Source organism: Klebsiella sp. PCX (assembly GCF_021869705.1).
GTDB lineage: Bacteria > Pseudomonadota > Gammaproteobacteria > Enterobacterales > Enterobacteriaceae > Klebsiella > Klebsiella quasipneumoniae.
On sequence record NZ_CP091527.1, the window covers coordinates 3,350,803 to 3,371,901 of the forward strand.

Sequence of the window (21,099 nt, forward strand, 5' to 3'; positions counted from 1 at the left end):
AACGTAAATGGATGTCATAAGCATCATTATGGCGGCGGGCAAATCGTCCGTTGACGTCGCGCTGTATACGCTGTTGCCGATCATGGTGATCATGCTGATTATCATGAAATATCTGGAGGTCCGCGGCATCCTCGATGTGATTGTGCGCTGGGTTGCGCCATTGCTGAAGCCCTTCGGCTTAACCGGGATGAGCGCCTTCGCCCTGATCCAGATTAACTTTGTCAGCTTCGCCGCCCCGCTGGCCACGCTGTCCATTATGGACAAACGCGGCGTTTCTGACCGGCAAATGGCCGCCACGCTGGCCATGGTCTTCGCCATGGGGCAAGGCAACGTCTTCTATCCCCTCACCCCTTTCGGCCTCCACTGGCTGGCCTCGATCGTTATCTCAGTGGTCGGCGGCCTGTGCGCGGCAGCAGTCGCCTGGCACGTCACCGGACGGCGCTTATCAGTCGCCGAGAATCCTCGCGCGGAAGCGCTGCCCAACGCCGAGCAGAACAGTCAGGGCATTCTGGCGGTGATCAATAGCGCCGGCTCCGACGCCATCCGCCTGGCGCTCGGCGCGGTGCCGATGCTGATCCTGTCGTTAACCATCGTCGGACTGCTGCAGGGCGCTGGCGCCATCGACCTGCTGCAGCAGCTGCTGAAACCGGTGCTCGGCTGGCTGCACATTCCGCAGAACTTTGTGCTGCCGGCGCTGGTGAAGTGCGTCGCCGGAGGCACCGCTTACTTTGGCGTCATTTCCGAGCTGATCCAGCAGGGCAAAGTCACCGTCAGCCAGGTCAACGCCTCGGCAGGCCTGCTGATCCAGACCTTCGATCTGCCCGGAATCGGTATTTTCCTCGGCATCAGCTCACGGTTTGTCCGCCTGTTTCGCTTCGTGGTTCCCGCGGCGATCGTCGGCATTCTGCTGCGCACCGTCCTGCACCTGAGCCTCTTTTAACGCCTGCGCGCTGGCCTGCGCCTTCAGGCAGGCCACTACCGCCGCTTGCTCGCCGCAGGCGATATGCTCATCGACGCGCGCCAGCATCCACGGAAAGAAAGGATTAGAGGTGACGCGCATTAACGTCTCCAGCCCCACGCTCAGCGTTCCGGTTTCTCCACGCAGTGAAATGGTGCCCAGGCTAATGCCGTAGCGGTTCTTCTCGTCCGGCTCGCGGCCATACAGCGAGTCGCTCAGGGGAAACGGCACCGCCACATGCGACAGGGAGTACATATCCGCCGGCCAGGCAAGGTGTAGAGGATAACGATGCTCTTCCCGTTCCTGCGCCAGCGTAGTGCGGGCGACGGTCTGCAGCGTATGCGCCGTCGCGTTGGTCACCACCGTGGTGGTATAGGCCCTCGGCGCCGGCGGCAGCAGCGTATTCACCGCCGCATAGAGCGCGGGACGGAACAGGACCCGGAGATCCGCCGCCTGGTTTATGTCGAACACCACCAGCTCACTGCCGTTGTCCGGCAGGTAGCGATACAGGGACTCCACCACCGCCCGGGTGCTGACGGTGGAATCCATCACCGACTGAAAGGTGAGGACTGGCGGCAGCGCTTTCAGCTCCCCCTGACGGGACGCGCGAATAATCTGCTGCTGCAGCGCCTGGCTTAACAGCCAGGACTGTCTCGCCGCTTTTACCGGAAAAGAGTTGTACTTGAACGGGTTAAATTCAGGCGCCACGTTTAGCCAGGCCGCACGGGCAAACGCCGGGAAGATGGACGGCAGCCCGGCGAGACCGGCAAAACGGGCAAACGCCGTCACGCCGATCATCGGCGACAGCAGGATAATCTGCTGCGGCTGGCGTAAATGGCTGTCCTCCAGGCTATCGAGGGCATACTTGAGCGCCAGCGCGCCGCCGTTAGAGTAGCCGACCAGATGCAGCGGCACGTCCGCCCCGGCCAGGCGCGTCGCTTCGCGCACCGCCAGACGCGTTGCCGCCAGCCAGGTCTCCCAGTCAACGGCGGTTAACGCCCCCGGCGCGGTGCCATGGCCCGGCAAACGCGGCGCCACCGCCACATAGCCCCGCTGCCGCCAGAGTTGCGCCAGATAGCGCACGCTGTAGGGCGAATCGGTCAGGCCATGGAGCAGCACCACGCTGCCGCGCGGTTTGCCCTGCGGCAATAGTACAAAAGAGCGGTTCCAGTCCTGCGTAAACTGTCCCGGCCAGACCCGGCTATGGCGATAAAAGCGGTTGACTGGGGTTTTATCTTCTTCCGGCAAGGCCTCTGTCACCTCGCGCTGAAGATCGGCGAAAATCGTTTTCTCCCGCGCCAGATACTGGGCAAAGGTCGCCTGGTCGATCTCTTTGGCCGTCATCTCGTTGCCATGCCAGGTATGCCAGGAATGCAGCGCGGGGCCGCGCTGGGACTCATAGATCCGTCCGGCGAGAAACACCACCAGCAGCGCCAGCACCGCAACGATCCCTTTTTTTAACAGTGAGCCAATAACGGCGCCTGACGTTCGCCAGTGGCGTAAAAGATGCTTCATGACGCTCTCTCTATTATTTTTCGCATAGCCGAACTCAGCTGCCCTATTCCTGACAGGCTATTTTCACTGTCTGCTTCTCAGCATAGTCATCGGCTCCGGCAAATTAAACCCGGCAGATCATTCATGTTCAGCGAAAAAAAGCCTACCGCTGAGATCAACGTTAGGTCGCCTATTTTTAAACACTGTATAAACCAAGGGGATAATCTTATTGTCAGGCCTTCAGGAAACATGAATTATCGGCAGGGATGTGATCAGGACAGGAAGATATAGATGGAGTGGTGGGTAAAAAAAGTGAGAAAAAATTCAATGACCAGCCCCTGCTGCGTCGTGCTTCAGAGCGGTACATTAGCGATGATTGCTGAAATTGAAGCCTGTCGCCTTGACCTGCAGGAAGGCGATAAACTTACTCCGCTGGCCGATGCGCGTTATTGTCTGAATAATAACCCGACACAGACGTTGAAGATCCTCAAAGCAACCCATTATAGCAGTGAGCGCTGGGCAAACGCCGGCAAATAAATCGGGTCCGACCCCTTTGCCAGAGATGATCTGGGTCTCTTCGCATCTGACAGATAAATTCCCCTTCGCCCTTTTCACGCTGTGACATACTATCGGGAATGTCAGCAGACCTGAAACAAGGAGCGAATCATGAATAACAAGGCCGCCAGTCTGACCCCGGAACAAGCGCTTGCCGAGCTGGAAGCGCGCTATGAAGCCTCGGTCACGGCATTACGCAAAGCCATCGGCGACTATATCGACCATAATACGCTCCCCGATACCGAAGCCCGCGCGGAAGGTCTTTTTGTCTACCCGCAGCTCTCGGTCTCCTGGGACGGCGCCGATCATAAAGCCCTCAAAACGCGCGCCTGGGGACGTTTCACCCATGCCGGGTGCTATACCACCACCATCACGAATCCGAAACTGTTCCGCCACTATTTGCTGGAACAGCTGACCCTGCTGTATCAGGACTATGGCGCGCATATCAGCGTCGAGCTGTCGCAGCATGAGATCCCCTATCCTTACGTGATAGATGGTTCCACCCTGACACTCGACCGCTCGATGAGCGCCGGTCTGACGCGCTATTTCCCTACCACCGAGCTGTCGCAGATTGGCGATGAGACCGCAGACGGCCTGTTCCATCCTACCGAGTTCTATCCGCTGTCGCACTTTGACGCCCGCCGCGTCGATTTTTCGCTGGCGCGTCTGCGGCACTATACCGGCACGCCGGCGGAACACTTCCAGCCCTACGTGCTGTTCACCAACTATACCCGCTACGTGGATGAGTTCGTCAGCTGGGGCTGCAGCCAGATCCTCGATCCCGACAGCCCCTATATCGCTCTCTCCTGCGCCGGCGGGATCTGGATCACCGCCGAAACCGAAGCGCCGGAGCAGGCCATTTCCGATCTGGCGTGGAAGAAGCACCAGATGCCGGCCTGGCATCTGATCACCCACGACGGCAAAGGGATCACCCTGATTAACATTGGCGTCGGCCCGGCCAACGCCAAAACCATCTGCGACCACCTGGCGGTGCTGCGCCCGGATGTCTGGCTGATGATCGGCCACTGCGGCGGCCTGCGCGAAAGCCAGGCCATCGGCGACTATGTGCTGGCCCACGCCTATCTGCGCGACGACCATGTACTGGATGCGGTGCTGCCGCCGGATATCCCCATCCCCAGCATTGCCGAAGTGCAGCGCGCCCTGTACGACGCCACCAAGCAGGTGAGCGGGATGCCGGGCGAGGAGGTGAAGCAGCGGCTGCGTACCGGGACGGTGGTCACCACCGACGACCGTAACTGGGAGCTGCGCTATTCCGCTTCGGCGCTGCGCTTTAATCTCAGCCGGGCGGTGGCTATCGATATGGAGAGCGCGACCATCGCCGCCCAGGGCTATCGCTTTCGCGTCCCCTACGGCACGCTGCTCTGCGTCTCGGACAAACCGCTGCACGGTGAGATCAAGCTCCCCGGTCAGGCCAACCGCTTCTATGAGGGGGCCATCTCTGAGCATCTGCAGATCGGCATCCGGGCCATCGATCTGCTGCGCGCCGAGGGGGATCACATGCACTCGCGTAAGCTACGCACCTTCAACGAACCGCCGTTCCGCTAACCGGTGACGTGGGAATAAAGAGGAAAACGCTGGCGTTCCCCGCAGGGGAGCGTCAGCGCTCGGGTGAGCGAAACAAACGTCCCGGCGGTGAATCCAGATTTTTCGTCCGCAAGGAAACAGGCAGACAGAAAAGCAAAAAGCCTGCTCGAAAGCAGGCTTTTTTAAATTTGGCTCCTCTGACTGGACTCGAACCAGTGACATACGGATTAACAGTCCGCCGTTCTACCGACTGAACTACAGAGGAATCGTGTGAACGGGGCGCATATTAACGATGACGCCGGACGCTGTAAAGCCTGTTTTTAATAAAATGAATCGTTTGCCGAATAATTCCTCACTTTGCGCAAAAAATGGCGTTTATCCGGCAAACGGATCAGGTTTCCGGCGTTGAGGCCTTCACCCGCGGGTACTTCCACAGCCAGCGGCCGCTCACCATGCGGAAGTAAAACAGCGCGCCGCGCACGGCCCAGTCGAGCACCATCCCTAACCAGACGCCGATCACCCCCATCCCCAGCACGATGCCCAGCGTATAGCCCGCCACCACCCGACAGCCCCACATACCGAGCATCGACACCCACATGGTATAGCGTACGTCACGGGCGCCTTTGAAGGCGCAGGGTAAAGTCCACGACAGCGACCAGATCGGCATAAACAGGGCGTTGAGCCACAGCAGCTGCTTCACCACCTCTTTTACATCCTCTTCATGGGTATAGAAAGAGGCGATAAAGCCCGCGAACGGGGCGCTGCCCCAGGCAATCAGCGTCAGAATAATGGTCGACAGCCAGAACACATGCCAGGCCTGGAATTCCGCCTGACCAATCTGCCCTTTCCCCAGCCGCTTGCCGGTGATGATCGTCGAGGCGGAGCCGAGGGCGTTGCCCGGCAGGTTAATCAGCGACGCCACCGAAAAAGCAATGAAGTTGCCGGCGATAACGTTGGTGCCCATCCCGGCGACGAACATCTGGGTCAGCAGCTTACCGCCATTGAAGAGAACCGATTCGATACTGGCCGGGATGCCGATCCCCATCACTTCCCAGATAATGGCGAAGTTAAAGGGTTTGAAGTAGCCTTTCAGCGACAGCCGCAGCGCGGGATTGAGGCCCACCATCAGCACCCAGATAGTGGCGATGGCGCCAATATAGCGGGCAATGGTCAGCCCGAGACCGGCGCCGACAAAGCCCAGCCCCGGCCAGGAGAAGAGGCCATAGATGAGCACGCTGCTGATTAGGATATTGAGGATGTTCATCCCGCCGTTGATCAACAGCGGGATTTTAGTGGTACCGGCCCCGCGCAGCGCCCCGCTGCCGATCAGCGCAATCGCCGCCGCCGGATAGCTCAGCACCGTCAGCTCGAGATAGGTCAGCGCCAGGTCCTTGACCTGCGGGGTGGCATCGCCGGCGACAAAATTAATAATTTCCTGACCAAAGGCGTGGATCACCCCCGCCAGCACAATGGAAAACAGGGTCATAATGGCCAGCGACTGGCGCGCGGCCGCTCTCGCCCGCCGCCGATCTCGCTTGCCAAGGCTAAAGGCCACCACCACCGTGGTACCCAGATCGATGGCGGCAAAGAACGACATGATCACCATGTTAAAGCTATCGGCCAGACCCACCCCGGCCATGGCCTCTTTTCCCAGCCAGCTGACAAGGAAGGTGCTCAACACCCCCATCAACAATACGCAGGCATTTTCCAGCAGAATGGGCACAGCGAGGGGGCTGATTTCGCGCCAGTACAGCACACGATAACGCTGACGTTTTTTAAACCAGGATGTCCGTTCGACTGCCTGGCGTACGGCGGAGGTGACGTTCAAGAGAGACCTTAGTGAGAGATGTTGAAACAACATTTCAAATGATGATCGAGAAATGGATATCCTGCAAAGTATTTTTCCGTAATAATTGTCGGAAATGACAACAAATTGTTGATGGAAGCGGCAGTTGCACCTGAACGGACGAATTGATGTTTGACAAAAGATTTTTCGCCGCTAAGATACGACTCCACACGATTCCTCTGTAGTTCAGTCGGTAGAACGGCGGACTGTTAATCCGTATGTCACTGGTTCGAGTCCAGTCAGAGGAGCCAAATTTAAAAAAGCCTGCTTTCGAGCAGGCTTTTTGCTTTTCTGCGTCTCTGGCCTTAACGCAGAATCGCATCCAGCCCGGCAAGCACCTCATTGACAACGGCGACAGGTATGCGTTTCAGACGCTTGCCTTTCGCTACCGCCGCCCTACGCCCCAGGTATCCTCCATGAACACGCCGCCGCTCAGCCTGAAAAAGCGCCCGGCGGTAGGATGATTTTGCTGACGCTTGCGGGTGAGATAGCGTGAATGAATCACTCTGTCCCATGTCTTATAAGGAGGCGCCATGAACCTCAGACAACAGCAGCAGCAGGCGTTTGACCGCAGCGGTCAGCCGCTTACCGTCGGCGACGTCAACCACTGTCCACTGCCGCCGGAGACCCTCGCCGCGCTGGGTCCGGATTCCCCCTATGTGGTGCAGGTATACGGTTCGGGTCTGACCGGCGAGGTTTACCGGCTGCGCATCGCCGGTAAAGAGTATAATTTAAAGAAACGACGTGCCGTCGCCGGCGTTGCCAACCTTAACGGCCAGCTGTCGTTTTTGAATGAGGTACAGCGCCGGCAGGCGTTGCAACGGCTGAAGGATGACCCAAATACCGCACCGCGCTTCACCCACATCGTCCCAACGCTGTATGCCGACTATCGCCTCGGCATCCTGCTCTCCCCCTGGATCGATGGCGAGCCGATTCACCAGCTGACCCCGCCGCTGATCGCCCAGCTGTTCACCACGCTGGAAGCCTGCGAGGAGCAGGGGCTGATGGAGTGGGATCTCTGTAGCGGGAACCTGTTGGTGGACCGGGAGGAGCAGCTGTGGCTGTTCGATTTTGGCTATATGTATCCCTTCGACCCGCTGAAAGAATTCAACAGCAACGGTCTGGCCGATCCCCTGTTTCACTTTGTCGAGCGCTTTGAGACCCGCTTCTTTTTTAGCTGGCTGATGACCCGGGTGCCCGATGCCGAACAGCAGCTGGCGCAGTATCGCGAGATGAAGCGGCTGGCCGTCGAAAGCTACCGGCGCAAGCTGGTCTGGCTTCGCGCCCGGCGGGCAGCCCCGCAGGTGCAGGCTCATTTTCAGCAGATAACGACGCGCTGGGAGACGGCGCTGGCTGACCCTGCCGCGCTGCGCCGCTTGTTCGCCCTGGAAGCCTTCCGCTCCCATGTGCTGGATATTGAAGACGACCTGCATGGCCAGTCCTGCACCTTGCTCACCCTGCAACGTATCGACTGGGTGATAGGCCAGCTGGAACAGCATTATCGCTTTATCGCCGACGAAGGCGGCCTGTTTTACGACAACGCTGGGAAATCGCAGCAGGCGCTACTCGGTGACTATGCGCAGAAGCGGCAGCAGGCGCAGCAGTACCTGCTCAATGCCGCCGCGGCAAAGGATTAACGGCGTTCGCGCCCCTGTTTCTGCTTCGCCTGATACATCAGGCGGTCGGCGGTGGCCACCAGCGCGTTGAGACTGGGATGGCTGGCGGGATCGTACTCGACGCAGCCCCAGGAGAACGCCAGCTGCCAGGGGTGAGCCGCCTGTTGATTGAAACGCGCTACGTTGTGGCTGAGCGTCTCCATTGCCGCCGCGGCATCGTGGCGGCTGGTATTGGCGAACAGAATAATAAACTCATCGCCTCCCTGCCTGGCGAGGATATCGGATTCACGGAAGGCGCTTTTCATCAAATCGGCGATGGCGATCAGCGCGCGATCGCCCTCTTCATGCCCCCAGGTATCGTTGATGTGCTTAAAGCGATCGAGGTCGACAAACGCCAGGCTCACCGGCTCATGGCGGCGCTGGGCCGTCAGCAGGGCATACTCGGCGAGGGTGAGGAATCCCCGGCGGTTAAACAGTCCCGTCAGCTCATCGGAGGTTGCCGCATCCAGCACCTTGAACTCATCCTCCACGATCGCCGCCAGATCGCTTAAGATCTGTATTTCATGCGCGGAGAACGAACGCGGCTGATGGTCCATCAGACAAAAAGACCCCACCGTCGCGCCATCCGGCAGCTGAACCGGGTACCCGGCGTAAAAGCGGATAAACGGCGCCTGAATCACCAGCGGATTGTCGTGAAAACGCTCGTCCTGCTGCATGTCGTTAACGATAAGCGGGTCGGTTTGCAAAATGGTATGGGCGCAAAATGAAATATCTCTCGGCACCGTGTCCACATCCAGACCGGCACAGGATTTGATGTGCAGCAGATCTTCCCCTACCAGGCTGATGGAGGCCACCGGCAGGTTATACAGCGAACGGGCAAGCCTGGTCAGGCGATCAAAGCGTTCTTCTTTTCCGCTATTCAACAGCCCGGAAGAGCGAAGCGATTGCAGGCGACGCTGCTCGTCGGGATGAAGTCCGGCTAATTTCATTGTCTCTCTCTTGTCTCTTGCGCAGAATTCCACCGGGATTCCCGCTGGAAACCCGGTGTTTTATCCTGCCAGGGGAAAAATAGTCGTCAGGTATCCCATGAGTTAAGCAGATTTCCCCTGCTCGTCAACCGGCGCGCCCCGGCGACTGGCGGCCAGGGCGCTGGCGGAAGGCCATTGACGGCTTTCCGCCCGGCGAAAGGGAAGATCAGGCGCGGATAAACGCCAGCAGGTCGGCGTTGATGGTATCGGCGTGAGAAGTGTGCATCCCGTGCGGGAAGCCAGGATAAATGATCAGCTGGCTGTTGGGCAGCAGCTGGTCCTGCAGGATAGCGGCATTTTTATAGGGAACGACCTGATCGTCATCCCCCTGCATAACCAGCACCGGCAGCGTAATCGACTTAAGATCTTCGGTCTGGTCGGTTTCTGAAAACGCCTTGATGCCTTCATAATGGGCTTTGGCGCTACCGATCATCCCCTGTCGCCACCAGTTCTGGATCGTCCCCTGCGACACCTCCGCCCCGTCACGATTGAAGCCATAGAACGGGCCAGAGGCGACGTCGAGATAGAACTGGGCGCGGTTAGCCGCCAGCGCTTTGCGGAAACCGTCAAACACCTCGATCGGCGTGCCGCCAGGATTCTGTTCGGTCTTAACCATCAGGGGCGGGACGGCGCTGATGAGCACCGCCTTCGCCACCCGCCCCTGCGGCTGACCGTAGCGGGCCACGTAGCGGGCGACCTGGCCACCGCCGGTAGAGTGTCCAACATGGACCGCATTGTGCAGATCCAGATGCTCCACTACCGCCGAGACGTCTGCCGCATAATGGTCCATATCATGCCCCTCGCTGACCTGATCGGAGCGGCCATGGCCCCGGCGGTCGATAGCGATGACCCGAAAACCTTCGGCAAGGAAAAACAACATCTGGTTATCCCAGTCGTCGGCGCTTAACGGCCAGCCGTGATGGAAAACAATCGGCTGAGCTTCCTTTGGACCCCAGTCTTTGAAGTAAATATTGACGCCGTCTTGGGTGGTGACAAATGCCATGTTACAGACTCCTCTCTCAGGATAACCAGCCTGCAGGCCCGTGCCTGGGCTGAATGCCGACGGCGGCCGGCTGAGATGCCAGCCGCGCAGGAATGTGATGCCAGTAACAGTGTAGAAGAAATTTATCACCCCGCCGGACGACTTATCCCGTCTCGCTTGATCGGCTCGCTCAAGCCCAGCAAGCGCCAGCGGCTACGCCGCACTCTCCTGCTGACGGATCCGCACAATCAGCGCGCCGAGCAGCGCCCAGTCCAGCAGCACGGCGAAGGCAAAGCACACGCCGCCGCGTCCTGCCCCGGCGGTGTGCCAGGTCAGCAGCGTCGCCGCGATGGCGACAGCCACGCTCAGCGCCGTGGCGCCGCTGATGCGGCTACCCGACAGTGCCGCCCGTCCCGCGGCAACGCGCCAGGCGACAGCCGCCCCCGCGCTGCCGAACGTCACGCCGGGGAGCAGCGCCGGCCAGGCCTGGCCGCCATACCACGCCACCAGCGCCAGCAGCCAGCCGGCCGCCGACAGCAGGAAAGCCCAGCGCGTCGCCGCCAGGGGCGCCCGATAGAGCCTGGGCTGCGCGCGCGCGAATCCCCATCCGGCGCCGAAGGCCGCGCTCAGGAGCGCCAGCAGACCCAGCGTGCCGCTCGCCCCGATAACGGGGGCCATGATTAACAGCAAGGCCCCGGCGGCGAAGACCACGCTGAGAGCGATGGCGCGGCCGCGCGGGTCGATGGTTCCCGCCGCGTCCGCGGCGGCATGGTGGTGTAAAACGTGCATATTCAGCTCCTGACACCGCAAACGACATGAAAATAACTCATGTCATCGTCTTTACATGCCCGTAGCCTATCGCCACTATACAGGGACACACAAACGCATAGTTTTCAGCCATAGATGAGAAAAACTCAGCCATGAGAACACCCCGCCTGCCGCCGCTGGGCGCCCTGCGCGCATTTCACGCCGTCGCCCGCCAGCGTAGTTTTAAACTGGCCGCCGGGGCGCTCGGCGTCAGCGCGACGGCGGTCAGCCATCAGATTAAACTGCTGGAATCAGTCCTGGAGTGCCGGGTCTGCGAGCGCAGCGCGCAGGGCGTCAGCCTGACCGCCGACGGCGAGATCCTCTACGCCGCCACCCAGCGCGCCTTCAGCGCCCTGGAGCAGGCCGTTGTGCAGATTGCCCAGGCCCGCCAGCCGCCATCCTTAACCGTCACCACCACCTCCAATTTTCTCACCCACTGGCTGGTGCCACGGCTGGCGGACTTCACCGCCCGCTTTCCTGCTATCGACCTGCGTCTGCACACCAGCGTCGAACGGGTGGATCTGCATCTGGGCACGGTGGACGCCGCGATTCGCTATCGCGAAACGCCCGAGCCGGATCTGTGCTGTACGCTGCTGCATGAGGATCGCTTTATCGTGGTCGCCAGCCCGACGCTGGCCCTCAGTCGGCCTGACGATCTGGCGGAAGTAACACTGTTTCACGTCGCCAACCGGCACGTACCGGCGGATTCGCCGAGCTGGGAGAACTGGCGTCGCCGCTATGGACCGCCGACGCTGAATATTGACGCGGGGTTAACATTTAGCGATGAAACCCATGCCCTGCAGGCGGCGGTGGCTGGCCAGGGGGCGGTGATCGCCAGCGAACTGCTGGCGCGGGATCTGCTGCAGCGCGGAGTGTTATCCGCGCCATTCAGCAGCGCGTTACCGGGCGCCAGCTACTACCTGGTCACCACCGAGGCGGCAGCGCAGCGGGGGGATATTATCGCGCTGCGGGAGTGGCTGGTGGGGCAGATGGCCTCGGGCGACAGCGGCCAGCCGGCAGCGGGATAGCGGCCTTACCAGCCGCAAACGTTGGTCTCTTCGTCGGACTCATAGCCGCGGACGATATTGATCAGCTCCTTCACCGCATCGGCCGCGGTGAGCGGGTCGCGCAGCGCCGCCAGCGAGGAAAAGCTTTTATCGACCGAGACGCCGTTATTGTTATTGATGACCGTCAGCACAAACTCCCCCTCTAAATTGTCGTCCGGCAGATCGCTCAGCAGCCCATTAACGGCCTCCACCGCCTGCTGCGGAATATACAATACCATCGGTTTGAGGAATATTTTTTCTTGTTTCCGCTGAAGGCGGCCATTCTCTACCGCTAAGGTATAACCTTTATTTTCACTGTTCATGCTTTTAGCCCTCGATGAGAATATTCGGATCAACATAGAAGTCGACATTAAATACCGTGTCCTCCGACAGGGCCTCAATGCAGTGCCATTTTTCCGGCGGAAAAACGCCAAACTGGCCGGCTTCAATGGTCAGGGTTTCAACCGGCTCGGGGCTGCTCTCATCGGCATAGCCGAGATAGCGGATCGCCCCCTGCATCACCGACAGCCGGGGATAGACCCCCTGGCGGGTGCCAGCGTCCAGATGGCGGCGCCAGATAGAGGCCGGAGCGGTCTCCTTTGTCCACAGCGGCGTGCTGCGGGTATGAACGTAATGGGTGGGAATAATAATTCGCTGCATGATTGCGCCTCACTTTACCGTCGCACAGGATACGGTCAGAAATAATCGATACGATGCATATCATATACCTCTTTCAAAGGGGAAGGATATTATTTTGCTGGTGAATTTTACCTCTACTCCTTTTTATACCCCTCAGGGATTAACGCTTTGATAAAATAAAAAAGGCGATTACAGTGTCCTGAAATCACCCCGCAATAATTATGTTAAGCCGTTTACATTTAAATTAGCGCAGCGGACTCGGTTTGCCGATTAAATAGCCCTGCACCAGGTCGCAGCCCAGCGCCTGTAGCGAGGCCAACTGCTCTTCGGTCTCCACGCCTTCAGCCACAATACGCATATGCAGGCTCTTTCCCATGCTGATAATCAGGCGCACGATATCCAGATCGTCTTTTTGCTCCGGAATATTAATAACAAACGAGCGGTCGATTTTGATTTTGTCGAACGGGAAGTAGCTTAAACGTGACAACGAAGAATAGCCGGTACCGAAGTCATCGATGGAGATTTGAATGCCCTGCTCGCGCAGCTGGCTGAGAATTTCCAGCGAACGGGTGTTCTCATTGAACACGTCCGACTCGGTGATCTCCAGATCCAACCGTCGCGGGTCGAGGCCAGTCTGCTGCAATACGCTGATAATGGTGTCGGTCAGCGAGGTGTTCATCAGCTGAATCGGCGAAACGTTGACCGAGACCTTGAGCGGCGTCGCCCAGCTGGCCGCTTCGGCACAGGCGGTTTTCAGCACCCACTCGCCGAGGGCATTGATAAGGCCGATTTTCTCTGCCACCGGGATAAACACCGTCGGCGGCACGGCGCCGCGCACCGGATGGAACCAGCGAACCAGCGCTTCGTAGCCGTAGATTTCGCGCGTGACGGTATCGGCGATCGGCTGGTAGTAGACTTTGAATTCGTCATGGGACAGGGCCTGCAGCAGATCGTCTTCAAACGATTTATTCTCCTGCAGACGCTGCAGCATCCCCGGCCGGAAGATTTGTACATGGCCGCTGCCCTCTTTTTTCGCCTCATACAGCGCGAGGTCGGCGCACTTGTACAGATAATCGGTCCGGCTTTCGCCATCAGAGATCACGATCCCGATGCAGGCGTCGATATTAATCTGCGCATCGTAGATCTGATAGGGCTGGCTGATCTTCTCCCGGATAACATTGGCCCGCTCAAGGGCCATCTCTTCGGTCAGATCGTAAGAGAGCATCGCGAACTCATCGCCGCCGAGGCGATACAGCGTCTCAGAGGTTTTACGGAAAAAAGAGAGGCGGCTGGCCAGATCCTGCAGCAGCTTATCGCCGGCGTCATGGCCGAGGGTATCGTTTACATCCTTAAAGCTGTCGAGGTCAAAAAGCATCACCACGGCGCATCCGTTATAGGGACGCACCTGATTGACGATCTCCTGCAGACGCTGCCAGAAAGAGAGACGGTTTGGCATACCGGTCAGCGAATCATGGTAGGCATCGTACTGCAGACGACGGTTCTGCACCTGCAGCTTCTCTTTCGAGGCCTGCAGATCGTTGGCCAGGGTTTTCATATGAACGTGGGCGCGCCGCAGGTTATTATTCTGCCGCAGCATCAGCAGCCCGAGGGTAATACACATGGCGATCAGCAAAATGGAGATCACCGAGTAGATATAATAGAGATGCTGAATTTTATCATGGGTGATATTAACGATATTAATATCTTGCGTCAGCGTGGCGGCCGCCATTGAGGTCAGAGGACCATCCAGCTCGCTTAACACCGGCAGGATCGCTTTAACCTGCGCCGGCGTCATGGTGTCAACTTGTTTATCAAGCAAATGGAGATTGCGGATCAGCGTGGCGACCACCGCCTTCCGCTGTTCGCTTTTATTAATAAAGCGACCCAGATCGCCCTGCTGCAGAAGTTCGATCTGGCTCATCATGATCTCGAGGCGCAGGCGCACCTCATCGTGGTCCGCCCCTTCGGCCCCAATCGCCATGCCCGCCAGACGAGACTCCAGTCGCATATATTCCGATACCATCTGCGACATTGACCACGAGTCCGTATAGCGGGTAAATTTTTGCAACTCACTTTGTCGCTCATGCACCAGATAAGTAATATATCCAGTAACAATAAACAACGACAAAATAATAGCCGTGAGTATTCGATTCAAGATCCAACCCTTACTCTATAATAATCTTAGAAACTTGCCAGGCCGATCGGGAATAATAGATCTGGTTCTGTAATTCAGCACTGCTGTCGTAAGGGTAGACGATAAATAACGGGCCTTTATCCCGAACGCGCATATATTCGCCGTTCATTTTTAACGCCATAATGACCGGGAATTTATAAAAATCGTCCATCGGGATAAGGGTGGTGTAGTCGTTGAGCGCCAGCACGCGGACGGATTGGCCTTTAGCACCGACTAAATCCATGAGTTTATTAAGGGGAATGCCATCAAAACGGACCTTCCCGGTGTACCAGGGGGTGGTAGTTTCCACCGTCTTCATACCCAGTTTTTCCAGCATCGCGAGATCAAAAACCGCCTTGTCACCGACGTTCGTATTCCCGATTTTCCCGGAAATGGTCAGTACAGGTTTTCCTGTCGGCGCAGGCAGTTTTTCAGCATAAGCAGAAGGCAACATGACAGAACAAAATAAAACTGCAAGAAGTAGACGCATTTAACTCACCATTCCAGAGAAGGAGACATGTTAAGTGTAAACCATTTACGTCAATTCTTAAAAGGTGCTCCTCTTTGTTATCCGTTGATTTAATTAAAAGTATAAGCTGGCTGGCAAATTGCCAGAATGTTTAGTAAAGGGTGTGATTTCGCCCGCCTTTCCGGCCGCTTATTTTTGCACCAGTTCTCCGCTTAGCAGGCAAACTACTTTCCTCCACGGCCGCCGCGCGGTAGTCTCAGAGCAGACGCAATGCTAAAAGCGTCTCATTCCAATAACAACGAATATGTGACTGACAGGACAGGGTATGGATTCAACAATAAGCGTGCAGCCCGACGAGGCGCCGGATTCGCTGCATCGGGCCCGGCGGGCGGCATGGGGCAGCTTTGCCGGCGCCGTGGTCGACTGGTACGATTTTCTTCTCTATGGCATTACCGCCGCGCTGGTGTTCAACCGCGAATTTTTCCCGCAAATCAGCCCGGCGATGGGCACCCTTGCCGCATTTGCCACCTTCGGCGTCGGGTTTCTTTTTCGCCCGCTGGGCGGGATTATCTTTGGCCACTTCGGCGACCGTCTCGGGCGCAAGCGGATGCTGATGATGACCGTCTGGATGATGGGTATCGCCACCGCCTGCATCGGCCTGCTCCCGTCGTTCAGCCAGATCGGCTGGTGGGCGCCGGTGCTGCTGGTGTTTCTGCGGGCGGTTCAGGGCTTTGCCGTCGGCGGCGAATGGGGCGGCGCGGCGCTGCTCTCGGTGGAGAACGCGCCGAAGGGAAAAAAAGCCTTTTACAGCAGCGGCGTGCAGGTGGGCTACGGCGTCGGCCTGCTGCTCTCCACCGGGCTGGTATCGCTGATCAGCAGCCTGACCACCGATGAGCAGTTTCTCAGCTGGGGCTGGCGCTTACCCTTCCTGTTCAGCGTGGCGCTGGTCCTGATTGCGCTGTGGATCCGTAACGGTATGGCCGAATCGCAGGAGTTTGAGGCCCAACAGCGCCAGACCAACGCGCCGCAGGTGAAAAAGCGGCTGCCGGTGGTGGAAGCCCTGCTTCGCCATCCCGGGGCGTTTTTACTGATTATTGCCCTGCGGTTGTGCGAACTGCTGACCATGTATATCGTTACCGCCTTCGCCCTCAATTACTCAACGCAAAACCTCGGCCTGCCGCGCGAGCTGTTCCTCAACATCGGCCTGCTGGTGGGCGGCCTCAGCTGTCTGACTATCCCCTGCTTCGCCTGGCTGGCGGACCGTTTTGGCCGTCGGCGGATCTACATTACCGGGGCGCTAATCGGCACGCTGAGCGGTTTCCCGTTCTTTATGGCGCTGGAGAGTCAGTCCGTTTTCTGGATCCTGTTCTTCGCCCTGATGCTGGCCAATATCGCTCATGATATGGTGGTCTGCGTCCAGCAGCCGATGTTTACCGAGCTGTTCGGCGCCAGCTATCGCTATAGCGGCGCCGGCGTCGGCTACCAGGTAGCGAGCGTAGTCGGCGGCGGCTTTACGCCGTTTATCGCCGCGGCGCTGGTCACCTTCTCCGGGGGAGCCTGGCACAGCGTGGCCCTCTATCTGACCGCGGGATGCCTGCTGTCAGCACTCACCGCGCTGCTGATGAAAAAACGTACCGTCGACTGACCAGCCTTCGGAGGGCGCGACCCGCGCCCTCCGGTAAGGAGAATGCATGTCTTTATTGCCTCTGGCCGACTGCTGGCCACGCCGCTTTACCCCCGCCTCGCTGGCGCTGCAGTTTTGCGAGGACCCCACCCTGGCAGAACAGCCGCTGTTTGCCAAAGCCTGCGCCGGCGAAGCCGTCGCCCAGCTCTGGCAGGCGCCGCAGGGATTCGTGGTGCCGGGGAGCTATCGTCAGTTTGCGGACCTGCCGGCGGTCAGCGCGCATTTTGCCGCGCGGGGCTGGCCGGTATGGCTCCGCCGCTCCGGGGGCGGTCTGGTGCCCCAGGGGCCGGGGATTATCAACCTCAGCCTCGCCTGGCCGGTGCAGCAGCCGCTCGGCGAAGCCGCCGAACCCATCTATCACTCGCTGTGCGCTGTGCTTCAGCGCACCCTCGCGCGCTTCGGCGTTGCCAGCCACCCCCGGGCGGTGAGCGGTTCCTTTTGCGATGGCCGGTATAACCTCGCCTGCGGGGAGGGAGAGGCGGCGCGTAAGATTGTCGGTACCGCCCAGTACTGGCGGCCGCTGACGGCGAGCGGCGGCCATGTGGTGCTGGCCCATGCGGTGATCCTTATTGACGCCGACCTTAGCGCGGCGCATCAGGCGGCGAACGCCTTCGAAGCGCAGCTCGGCAGCGAGCGGGTCTACCGCGCCGACAAAACCGTCACCCTGGCGCAGTTGCTTCCCGGCGAGCGCCATCTGCTCCCCCGATTCAGCGAAGCGCTGGCGCGGGAGCTGGACGCGGCTCGCTGAAGGTCGCTTTCAGGTAGCGGCTGAATGTCTCCACCGCGCGCGACACCCGCGGAGTATAGGGCCGGATGACGTACAGCCGATCGGCGAACACCTCCACCGGCTGCCACACCGGCAGCAGCTCCTGCACCTGCCCGCGGCCGATAGCCTCCCGGGCGCTAAAATCCGGCAGCAGCGCCACCCCCAACCCCGCCAGCACCGCATCGCGCAGCGACTCGCTGTTGTTGGTGGCGAACGGCCCCTGCACGTTGATGGTCACCCGTTCATCGGGCGTCTGGCGGGAGGCAAACGTCCACTGCGGGCGCTGGGGCCCACGGGGATAGGTCAGGCACTGGTGATGACGCAGATCGTCAGGCGTCTCCGGGCGGCCATGGCGGCGAATATAGTCGGCGGAAGCGACGATCAGCGTCGCGGTGTGGCACAGCGGCCAGGCGACGTGGGTGTCCGGGAGCGCCTCGCGCCGACAGTGGCGGATGGCGAGGTCGAACCCTTCGCTGCCGAGAGAGACCAGCCGATCGGTCACCTCCAGCTGCAGATGCAGCTGGGGATGCTGATGCAAAAACGGCGCGATCGCCGGCACCAGCTGTTGACGGGAAAAAGCCACCGGCGCGGTCAGGCGCAGCGTCCCCCGCAGCGGCCCGCCCTCATCGCAAGCGCCGGTGAAAATATCCCGCAGCTGGCCAAACGGCTCATTGAGCTCCGCCACCAGCCGCAGCCCGTCGTCGCTGAGGCTGACGCTGCGGGTGGTGCGATGGACCAGCGTTTTACCGGTCACCCGCTCCAGCTCGCTGATTTTCTGGCTGATGGCCGACTTGCTGATCCCCAGCTTTTCCGCGGCCCGGGTATAGCTTTTCTGCTCTTCCAGCACCGTCAGCCAGTACAGATGGGCCCAGTAACTCTCCGGACGACTCTCACTCATGTTGATTGTTCACCAGTAAAAACAATGTATTCGACTATAGCGGTTTTTGCCCGCGACGGCATCGGCTAGCATCTTTATCAGACCGCGATTATTGCCTAACCATAAGGAACACCTGCATGCCATTACTGACATTTGACCTGATTGAAGGCCGTACAGAACAGGAGATCAGAACCCTGCTGGATGCCGCTCATCGCGCCGTGCTGCGCGCCTTCGAGGTACCGGAACGCGACCGCTACCAGATTGTTCACGAAAACAAGGCCCATCATATGGTGATTGAAGATACCGGTCTCGGACTGACCCGCACGCGGGATCTGGTGGTGGTGCGGGTCTATACCAGCCCGCGCAGCGACGCGCAGAAGCAGCGCTTCTTCGCCATATTGCAGGAGGAGCTGGCGGAACACTGCGGCCTGAGCGGCGATGATCTGATGGTGTCGATTATCAGCAACCAGAAAGGCGACTGGAGCTTTGGCCGCGGGGTCGCCCAGTATCTTACCGGCGATCTTTAACCCGCGGCCGGGAGAGCGCTGTCAGCGGCGGCCAGCCGCCGCGATGCGCTGGCACGCCTGCTGTTCGATATTTTCCAGCAGTTCCTGGACATCGTCTTCGTCAATATCGAGGAACTGTCCTTCCAGCAGCGCGGCGTGAATATCTTCCCGGGTAACCGAAATGCCCAGCGGCACCGTCCGGGATTTGACCTCCTCTGCCGCCAGCGGATGGGGGTAGCGGCGGCCAACCAGATTGTTAAACACGATGGCCAGCAGCGCCAGCATCAGGGAGTTGAGCAGCACCGGCGTCAGCACAAAGTGATAGCCTTCGCTGTGCACCCCGGCGCCGCCGAGGATCGCCGTCAGGGCCACCGCGCCGCCGGGAGGATGCAGGCAGCGCAGAAAATACATTCCGGCGATGGCCAGCGCCGCCGCCAGCCCGCAGGCCAGCGCCGGGTCGGGCACCAGCATACCCACCGTGACGCCGATCAGCGCCGACAGCACATTGCCGCCGACAATCGACCACGGCTGCGCCAGCGGACTGCTCGGCACGCCAAACAGGAGTACCGCCGAGGCGCCCATGGGGGCAATAAACCACAGGTTAACTTCGCCCAGCAGCCAGTGGCTGAACATGCTGGTCACCGCCAGGCCGGTGCCGGCGCCGATGGATCCCAGCACAATATGCCGTCGAGCCACCGGCAGCGCATGCGGCTTCAACCGCCCAAGGAAAATCCGCAGCCGTGAAAACAGGCCCGCGGGAATGACACTCAACATCGCTTTATCGCTCAGATCATAGGAATAACTTATATTTTATTTTCTTTTTTTAACCTTTCATTAACAACCCTGTATTTCGCAGGGGATTGCACGGGCGGCGATTTCCAGGCGGCACAGGGCTGTGAATTCTCGCCCGGACTGATAGAATCCCTTTTCTGTCAGGGGGATACCCCTTTGCGAACTGAAGGTCATAACCCAGTGAATAATAAAATCTCTTTAGCGAAAGAAGTGGCATGGGCCAGCCAGAATATGCCGCGTACCCTGCGCCAGGTCGCCGCCCTGCCCGACCTCAGCGGCGTCCGCCTGGCCTGCTGTATGCACCTCGACATGAAAATGATCCCGCTGGTGCAGGGGATCCTCGACAAGGGCGCTCAGGTCTTTTTAACCACCTGTAACCCCACCACCGTGCAGGACGACGTGGTGGCCTGGCTGGTGGAGCGTGGCGCCGAGGCCTGCGCCTGGCGCAATATGAGCGATGCCGACTGGCAACAGTCATGGGAAAAAGCGATCGCCTGGCAGCCGACTCACCTGTGCGAAATGGGAGCCGATATCACCACCCTCCTCCACCAGCGCGGCGAGTTCGGCAACATCGTGGCGGGTCTGGAAGCCACCGGCTCCGGCGTCAATCGGCTGGGGGATATTCAGCCCGGCTATCCGATCTTTAACTGGGACGATCTGCCGGTCAAAGAGGGGCTGCATAACCGCCATATGGTCGGACTCACCGCCTGGCATACCTTCTTCCAGACCACTCATCTCACCCTGCATGAGAAAAAAGTGCTGGTCATCGGCTACGGCCTGGTTGGCCAGGGCGTCGCGGCGGCGGCAAAAGCTTTTGGCGGCCAGGTGATGGTGGCGGAGATCGATCCTGCCCGTCGACTGCAGGCGGCCTATGACGGCTGGCACGTGGTCGATCTCCAGGAGGCTATCGCCTCGGCGGACGTGGTCGCCACGGCGACCGGCGGTAAAAACGTGGTTAATCGCCAGGCTCTGGACCGGGCGAAAGCGGGAGTGTTTATCCTTAACGTCGGCCACGTGGCGGAAGAGATCGATGGCGAATACCTGCGCCAGTACCCTCAGGAAGAGGTGATGCCGTATATCAACGCCTACCGCATGGCTGACAAAACCGTCTACCTGATGGCCAATGGCTCGATGCTCAACCTGACCGCCGGCTTCGGCGACAGCCTGAACGCCTTTGACGTCACCCTGGCGGTGATGGCCAGCGGTATCGGCCATATTGTCAGCGACGGTATGCGCGCCCCGGCGCAGGTTTACCTGCTGCCGCAGGCGGTCTGGCAGCAGGCGCTGTAAACCCGGCGCACCGTCCCCCATCCTCG

At 59.5% G+C, this 21,099-nt stretch carries 20 protein-coding genes and 2 tRNA genes; 10 read left to right on the forward strand and 12 right to left on the reverse strand.

The genetic code is table 11. The features are described 5' to 3' along the window. The first annotated feature begins 7 nt into the window (after positions 1–7). Positions 8–940, forward strand: coding sequence for a nucleoside recognition domain-containing protein (locus GQR96_RS16030; RefSeq protein WP_004203502.1), 933 nt, complete (start codon positions 8–10; stop codon positions 938–940). Here GQR96_RS16030 and GQR96_RS16035 read toward each other — a convergent pair. Beyond that, positions 851–2,473: an alpha/beta hydrolase gene (locus GQR96_RS16035; protein ID WP_049092399.1), complete on the reverse strand. Its 1,623-nt coding sequence runs from the start codon at positions 2,471–2,473 to the stop codon at positions 851–853. The genes GQR96_RS16030 and GQR96_RS16035 overlap by 90 nt on opposite strands. Before the next feature lie 270 nt (positions 2,474–2,743). On the opposite strand from GQR96_RS16035, the gene pmrD reads away from it, so the two are divergent. Both pmrD and GQR96_RS16045 read left to right on the forward strand, forming a co-directional pair. After that, the gene (gene pmrD / locus GQR96_RS16040; protein ID WP_023318654.1) at positions 2,744–2,989 is read left to right on the forward strand and encodes a signal transduction protein PmrD; all 246 of its coding nucleotides are present in this window, start codon (positions 2,744–2,746) and stop codon (positions 2,987–2,989) included. Positions 2,990–3,118: 129 nt separating this feature from the next. Continuing rightward, positions 3,119–4,573, forward strand: coding sequence for an AMP nucleosidase (locus GQR96_RS16045; RefSeq protein WP_004203506.1), 1,455 nt, complete (start codon positions 3,119–3,121; stop codon positions 4,571–4,573). Positions 4,574–4,741: 168 nt separating this feature from the next. On the opposite strand, the gene GQR96_RS16050 is transcribed toward GQR96_RS16045, so the two are convergent. After that, positions 4,742–4,817: transfer RNA gene (locus tag GQR96_RS16050), tRNA-Asn, on the reverse strand. Between the two features lie 126 nt (positions 4,818–4,943). Then, a complete protein-coding gene (locus GQR96_RS16055) occupies positions 4,944–6,380 on the reverse strand; it encodes an EmmdR/YeeO family multidrug/toxin efflux MATE transporter (protein WP_032456343.1) in 1,437 nt (478 codons plus the stop codon). 193 nt (positions 6,381–6,573) lie between these two features. Here GQR96_RS16055 and GQR96_RS16060 point away from each other — a divergent pair. Beyond that, positions 6,574–6,649 (forward strand) — tRNA-Asn (locus tag GQR96_RS16060). A gap of 282 nt (positions 6,650–6,931) precedes the next feature. Then, on the forward strand, positions 6,932–8,035 hold the full coding sequence (locus GQR96_RS16065; protein WP_065877404.1) for an AarF/UbiB family protein: 1,104 nt from the start codon (positions 6,932–6,934) through the stop codon (positions 8,033–8,035). On the opposite strand, the gene GQR96_RS16070 is transcribed toward GQR96_RS16065, so the two are convergent. The 3 genes from GQR96_RS16070 to GQR96_RS16080 form a co-directional block, all read right to left on the reverse strand. Continuing rightward, a complete protein-coding gene (locus tag GQR96_RS16070; RefSeq protein WP_004203513.1) occupies positions 8,032–9,003 on the reverse strand; it encodes a sensor domain-containing diguanylate cyclase in 972 nt (323 codons plus the stop codon). The genes GQR96_RS16065 and GQR96_RS16070 overlap by 4 nt on opposite strands. A 205-nt stretch (positions 9,004–9,208) precedes the next feature. After that, on the reverse strand, positions 9,209–10,045 hold the full coding sequence (locus tag GQR96_RS16075; RefSeq protein WP_004203515.1) for an alpha/beta fold hydrolase: 837 nt from the start codon (positions 10,043–10,045) through the stop codon (positions 9,209–9,211). A 192-nt stretch (positions 10,046–10,237) separates the two neighbouring features. Then, on the reverse strand, positions 10,238–10,813 hold the full coding sequence (locus GQR96_RS16080) for a hypothetical protein (protein ID WP_048325036.1): 576 nt from the start codon (positions 10,811–10,813) through the stop codon (positions 10,238–10,240). 131 nt (positions 10,814–10,944) lie between these two features. On the opposite strand from GQR96_RS16080, the gene GQR96_RS16085 reads away from it, so the two are divergent. Then, positions 10,945–11,859 (forward strand): LysR substrate-binding domain-containing protein, encoded by a 915-nt coding sequence (locus tag GQR96_RS16085; protein WP_004203519.1) that lies wholly within the window; start codon positions 10,945–10,947, stop codon positions 11,857–11,859. Positions 11,860–11,864: 5 nt separating this feature from the next. Here the strand turns inward: GQR96_RS16085 and GQR96_RS16090 are convergent, their stop codons facing one another. The 4 genes from GQR96_RS16090 to GQR96_RS16105 form a co-directional block, all read right to left on the reverse strand. Next, the gene (locus GQR96_RS16090; protein ID WP_065877402.1) at positions 11,865–12,200 is read right to left on the reverse strand and encodes a DUF1869 domain-containing protein; all 336 of its coding nucleotides are present in this window, start codon (positions 12,198–12,200) and stop codon (positions 11,865–11,867) included. Between the two features lie 4 nt (positions 12,201–12,204). Next, complete coding sequence (locus GQR96_RS16095; RefSeq protein WP_004203524.1) at positions 12,205–12,537, reverse strand: TehB family protein; 333 nt, start codon at positions 12,535–12,537, stop codon at positions 12,205–12,207. 223 nt (positions 12,538–12,760) lie between these two features. Next, entirely contained in the window at positions 12,761–14,671 is a 1,911-nt protein-coding gene (locus GQR96_RS16100; protein ID WP_032425933.1) for a putative bifunctional diguanylate cyclase/phosphodiesterase, read from the reverse strand. A gap of 10 nt (positions 14,672–14,681) precedes the next feature. Further along, positions 14,682–15,143 carry a putative pterin-binding protein gene (locus GQR96_RS16105; protein WP_023318660.1) on the reverse strand — a complete coding sequence of 154 codons (462 nt, stop codon included), beginning with the start codon at positions 15,141–15,143 and terminating at the stop codon, positions 14,682–14,684. Between the two features lie 340 nt (positions 15,144–15,483). Between GQR96_RS16105 and shiA the strand changes: the two genes are divergently transcribed. Beyond that, positions 15,484–16,803: a shikimate transporter gene (shiA, locus tag GQR96_RS16110; protein ID WP_060656093.1), complete on the forward strand. Its 1,320-nt coding sequence runs from the start codon at positions 15,484–15,486 to the stop codon at positions 16,801–16,803. Between the two features lie 46 nt (positions 16,804–16,849). Then, positions 16,850–17,590 carry a lipoyl protein ligase domain-containing protein gene (locus GQR96_RS16115; RefSeq protein ID WP_065877400.1) on the forward strand — a complete coding sequence of 247 codons (741 nt, stop codon included), beginning with the start codon at positions 16,850–16,852 and terminating at the stop codon, positions 17,588–17,590. Here GQR96_RS16115 and GQR96_RS16120 read toward each other — a convergent pair. Continuing rightward, entirely contained in the window at positions 17,550–18,506 is a 957-nt protein-coding gene (locus tag GQR96_RS16120) for a LysR family transcriptional regulator (RefSeq protein WP_065877398.1), read from the reverse strand. The two genes, GQR96_RS16115 and GQR96_RS16120, sit on opposite strands and share 41 nt — an antisense overlap. A gap of 116 nt (positions 18,507–18,622) precedes the next feature. Here GQR96_RS16120 and GQR96_RS16125 point away from each other — a divergent pair, with 116 nt between their 5' ends. Beyond that, positions 18,623–19,012 carry a tautomerase family protein gene (locus tag GQR96_RS16125; RefSeq protein WP_004203532.1) on the forward strand — a complete coding sequence of 130 codons (390 nt, stop codon included), beginning with the start codon at positions 18,623–18,625 and terminating at the stop codon, positions 19,010–19,012. Positions 19,013–19,033: 21 nt separating this feature from the next. Here GQR96_RS16125 and GQR96_RS16130 read toward each other — a convergent pair whose 3' ends face one another. Beyond that, on the reverse strand, positions 19,034–19,765 hold the full coding sequence (locus tag GQR96_RS16130) for an HPP family protein (protein WP_065877396.1): 732 nt from the start codon (positions 19,763–19,765) through the stop codon (positions 19,034–19,036). Positions 19,766–19,963: 198 nt separating this feature from the next. Between GQR96_RS16130 and GQR96_RS16135 the strand changes: the two genes are divergently transcribed. Then, positions 19,964–21,073 carry an adenosylhomocysteinase gene (locus GQR96_RS16135; RefSeq protein ID WP_004203536.1) on the forward strand — a complete coding sequence of 370 codons (1,110 nt, stop codon included), beginning with the start codon at positions 19,964–19,966 and terminating at the stop codon, positions 21,071–21,073. Positions 21,074–21,099: the final 26 nt, after the last annotated feature.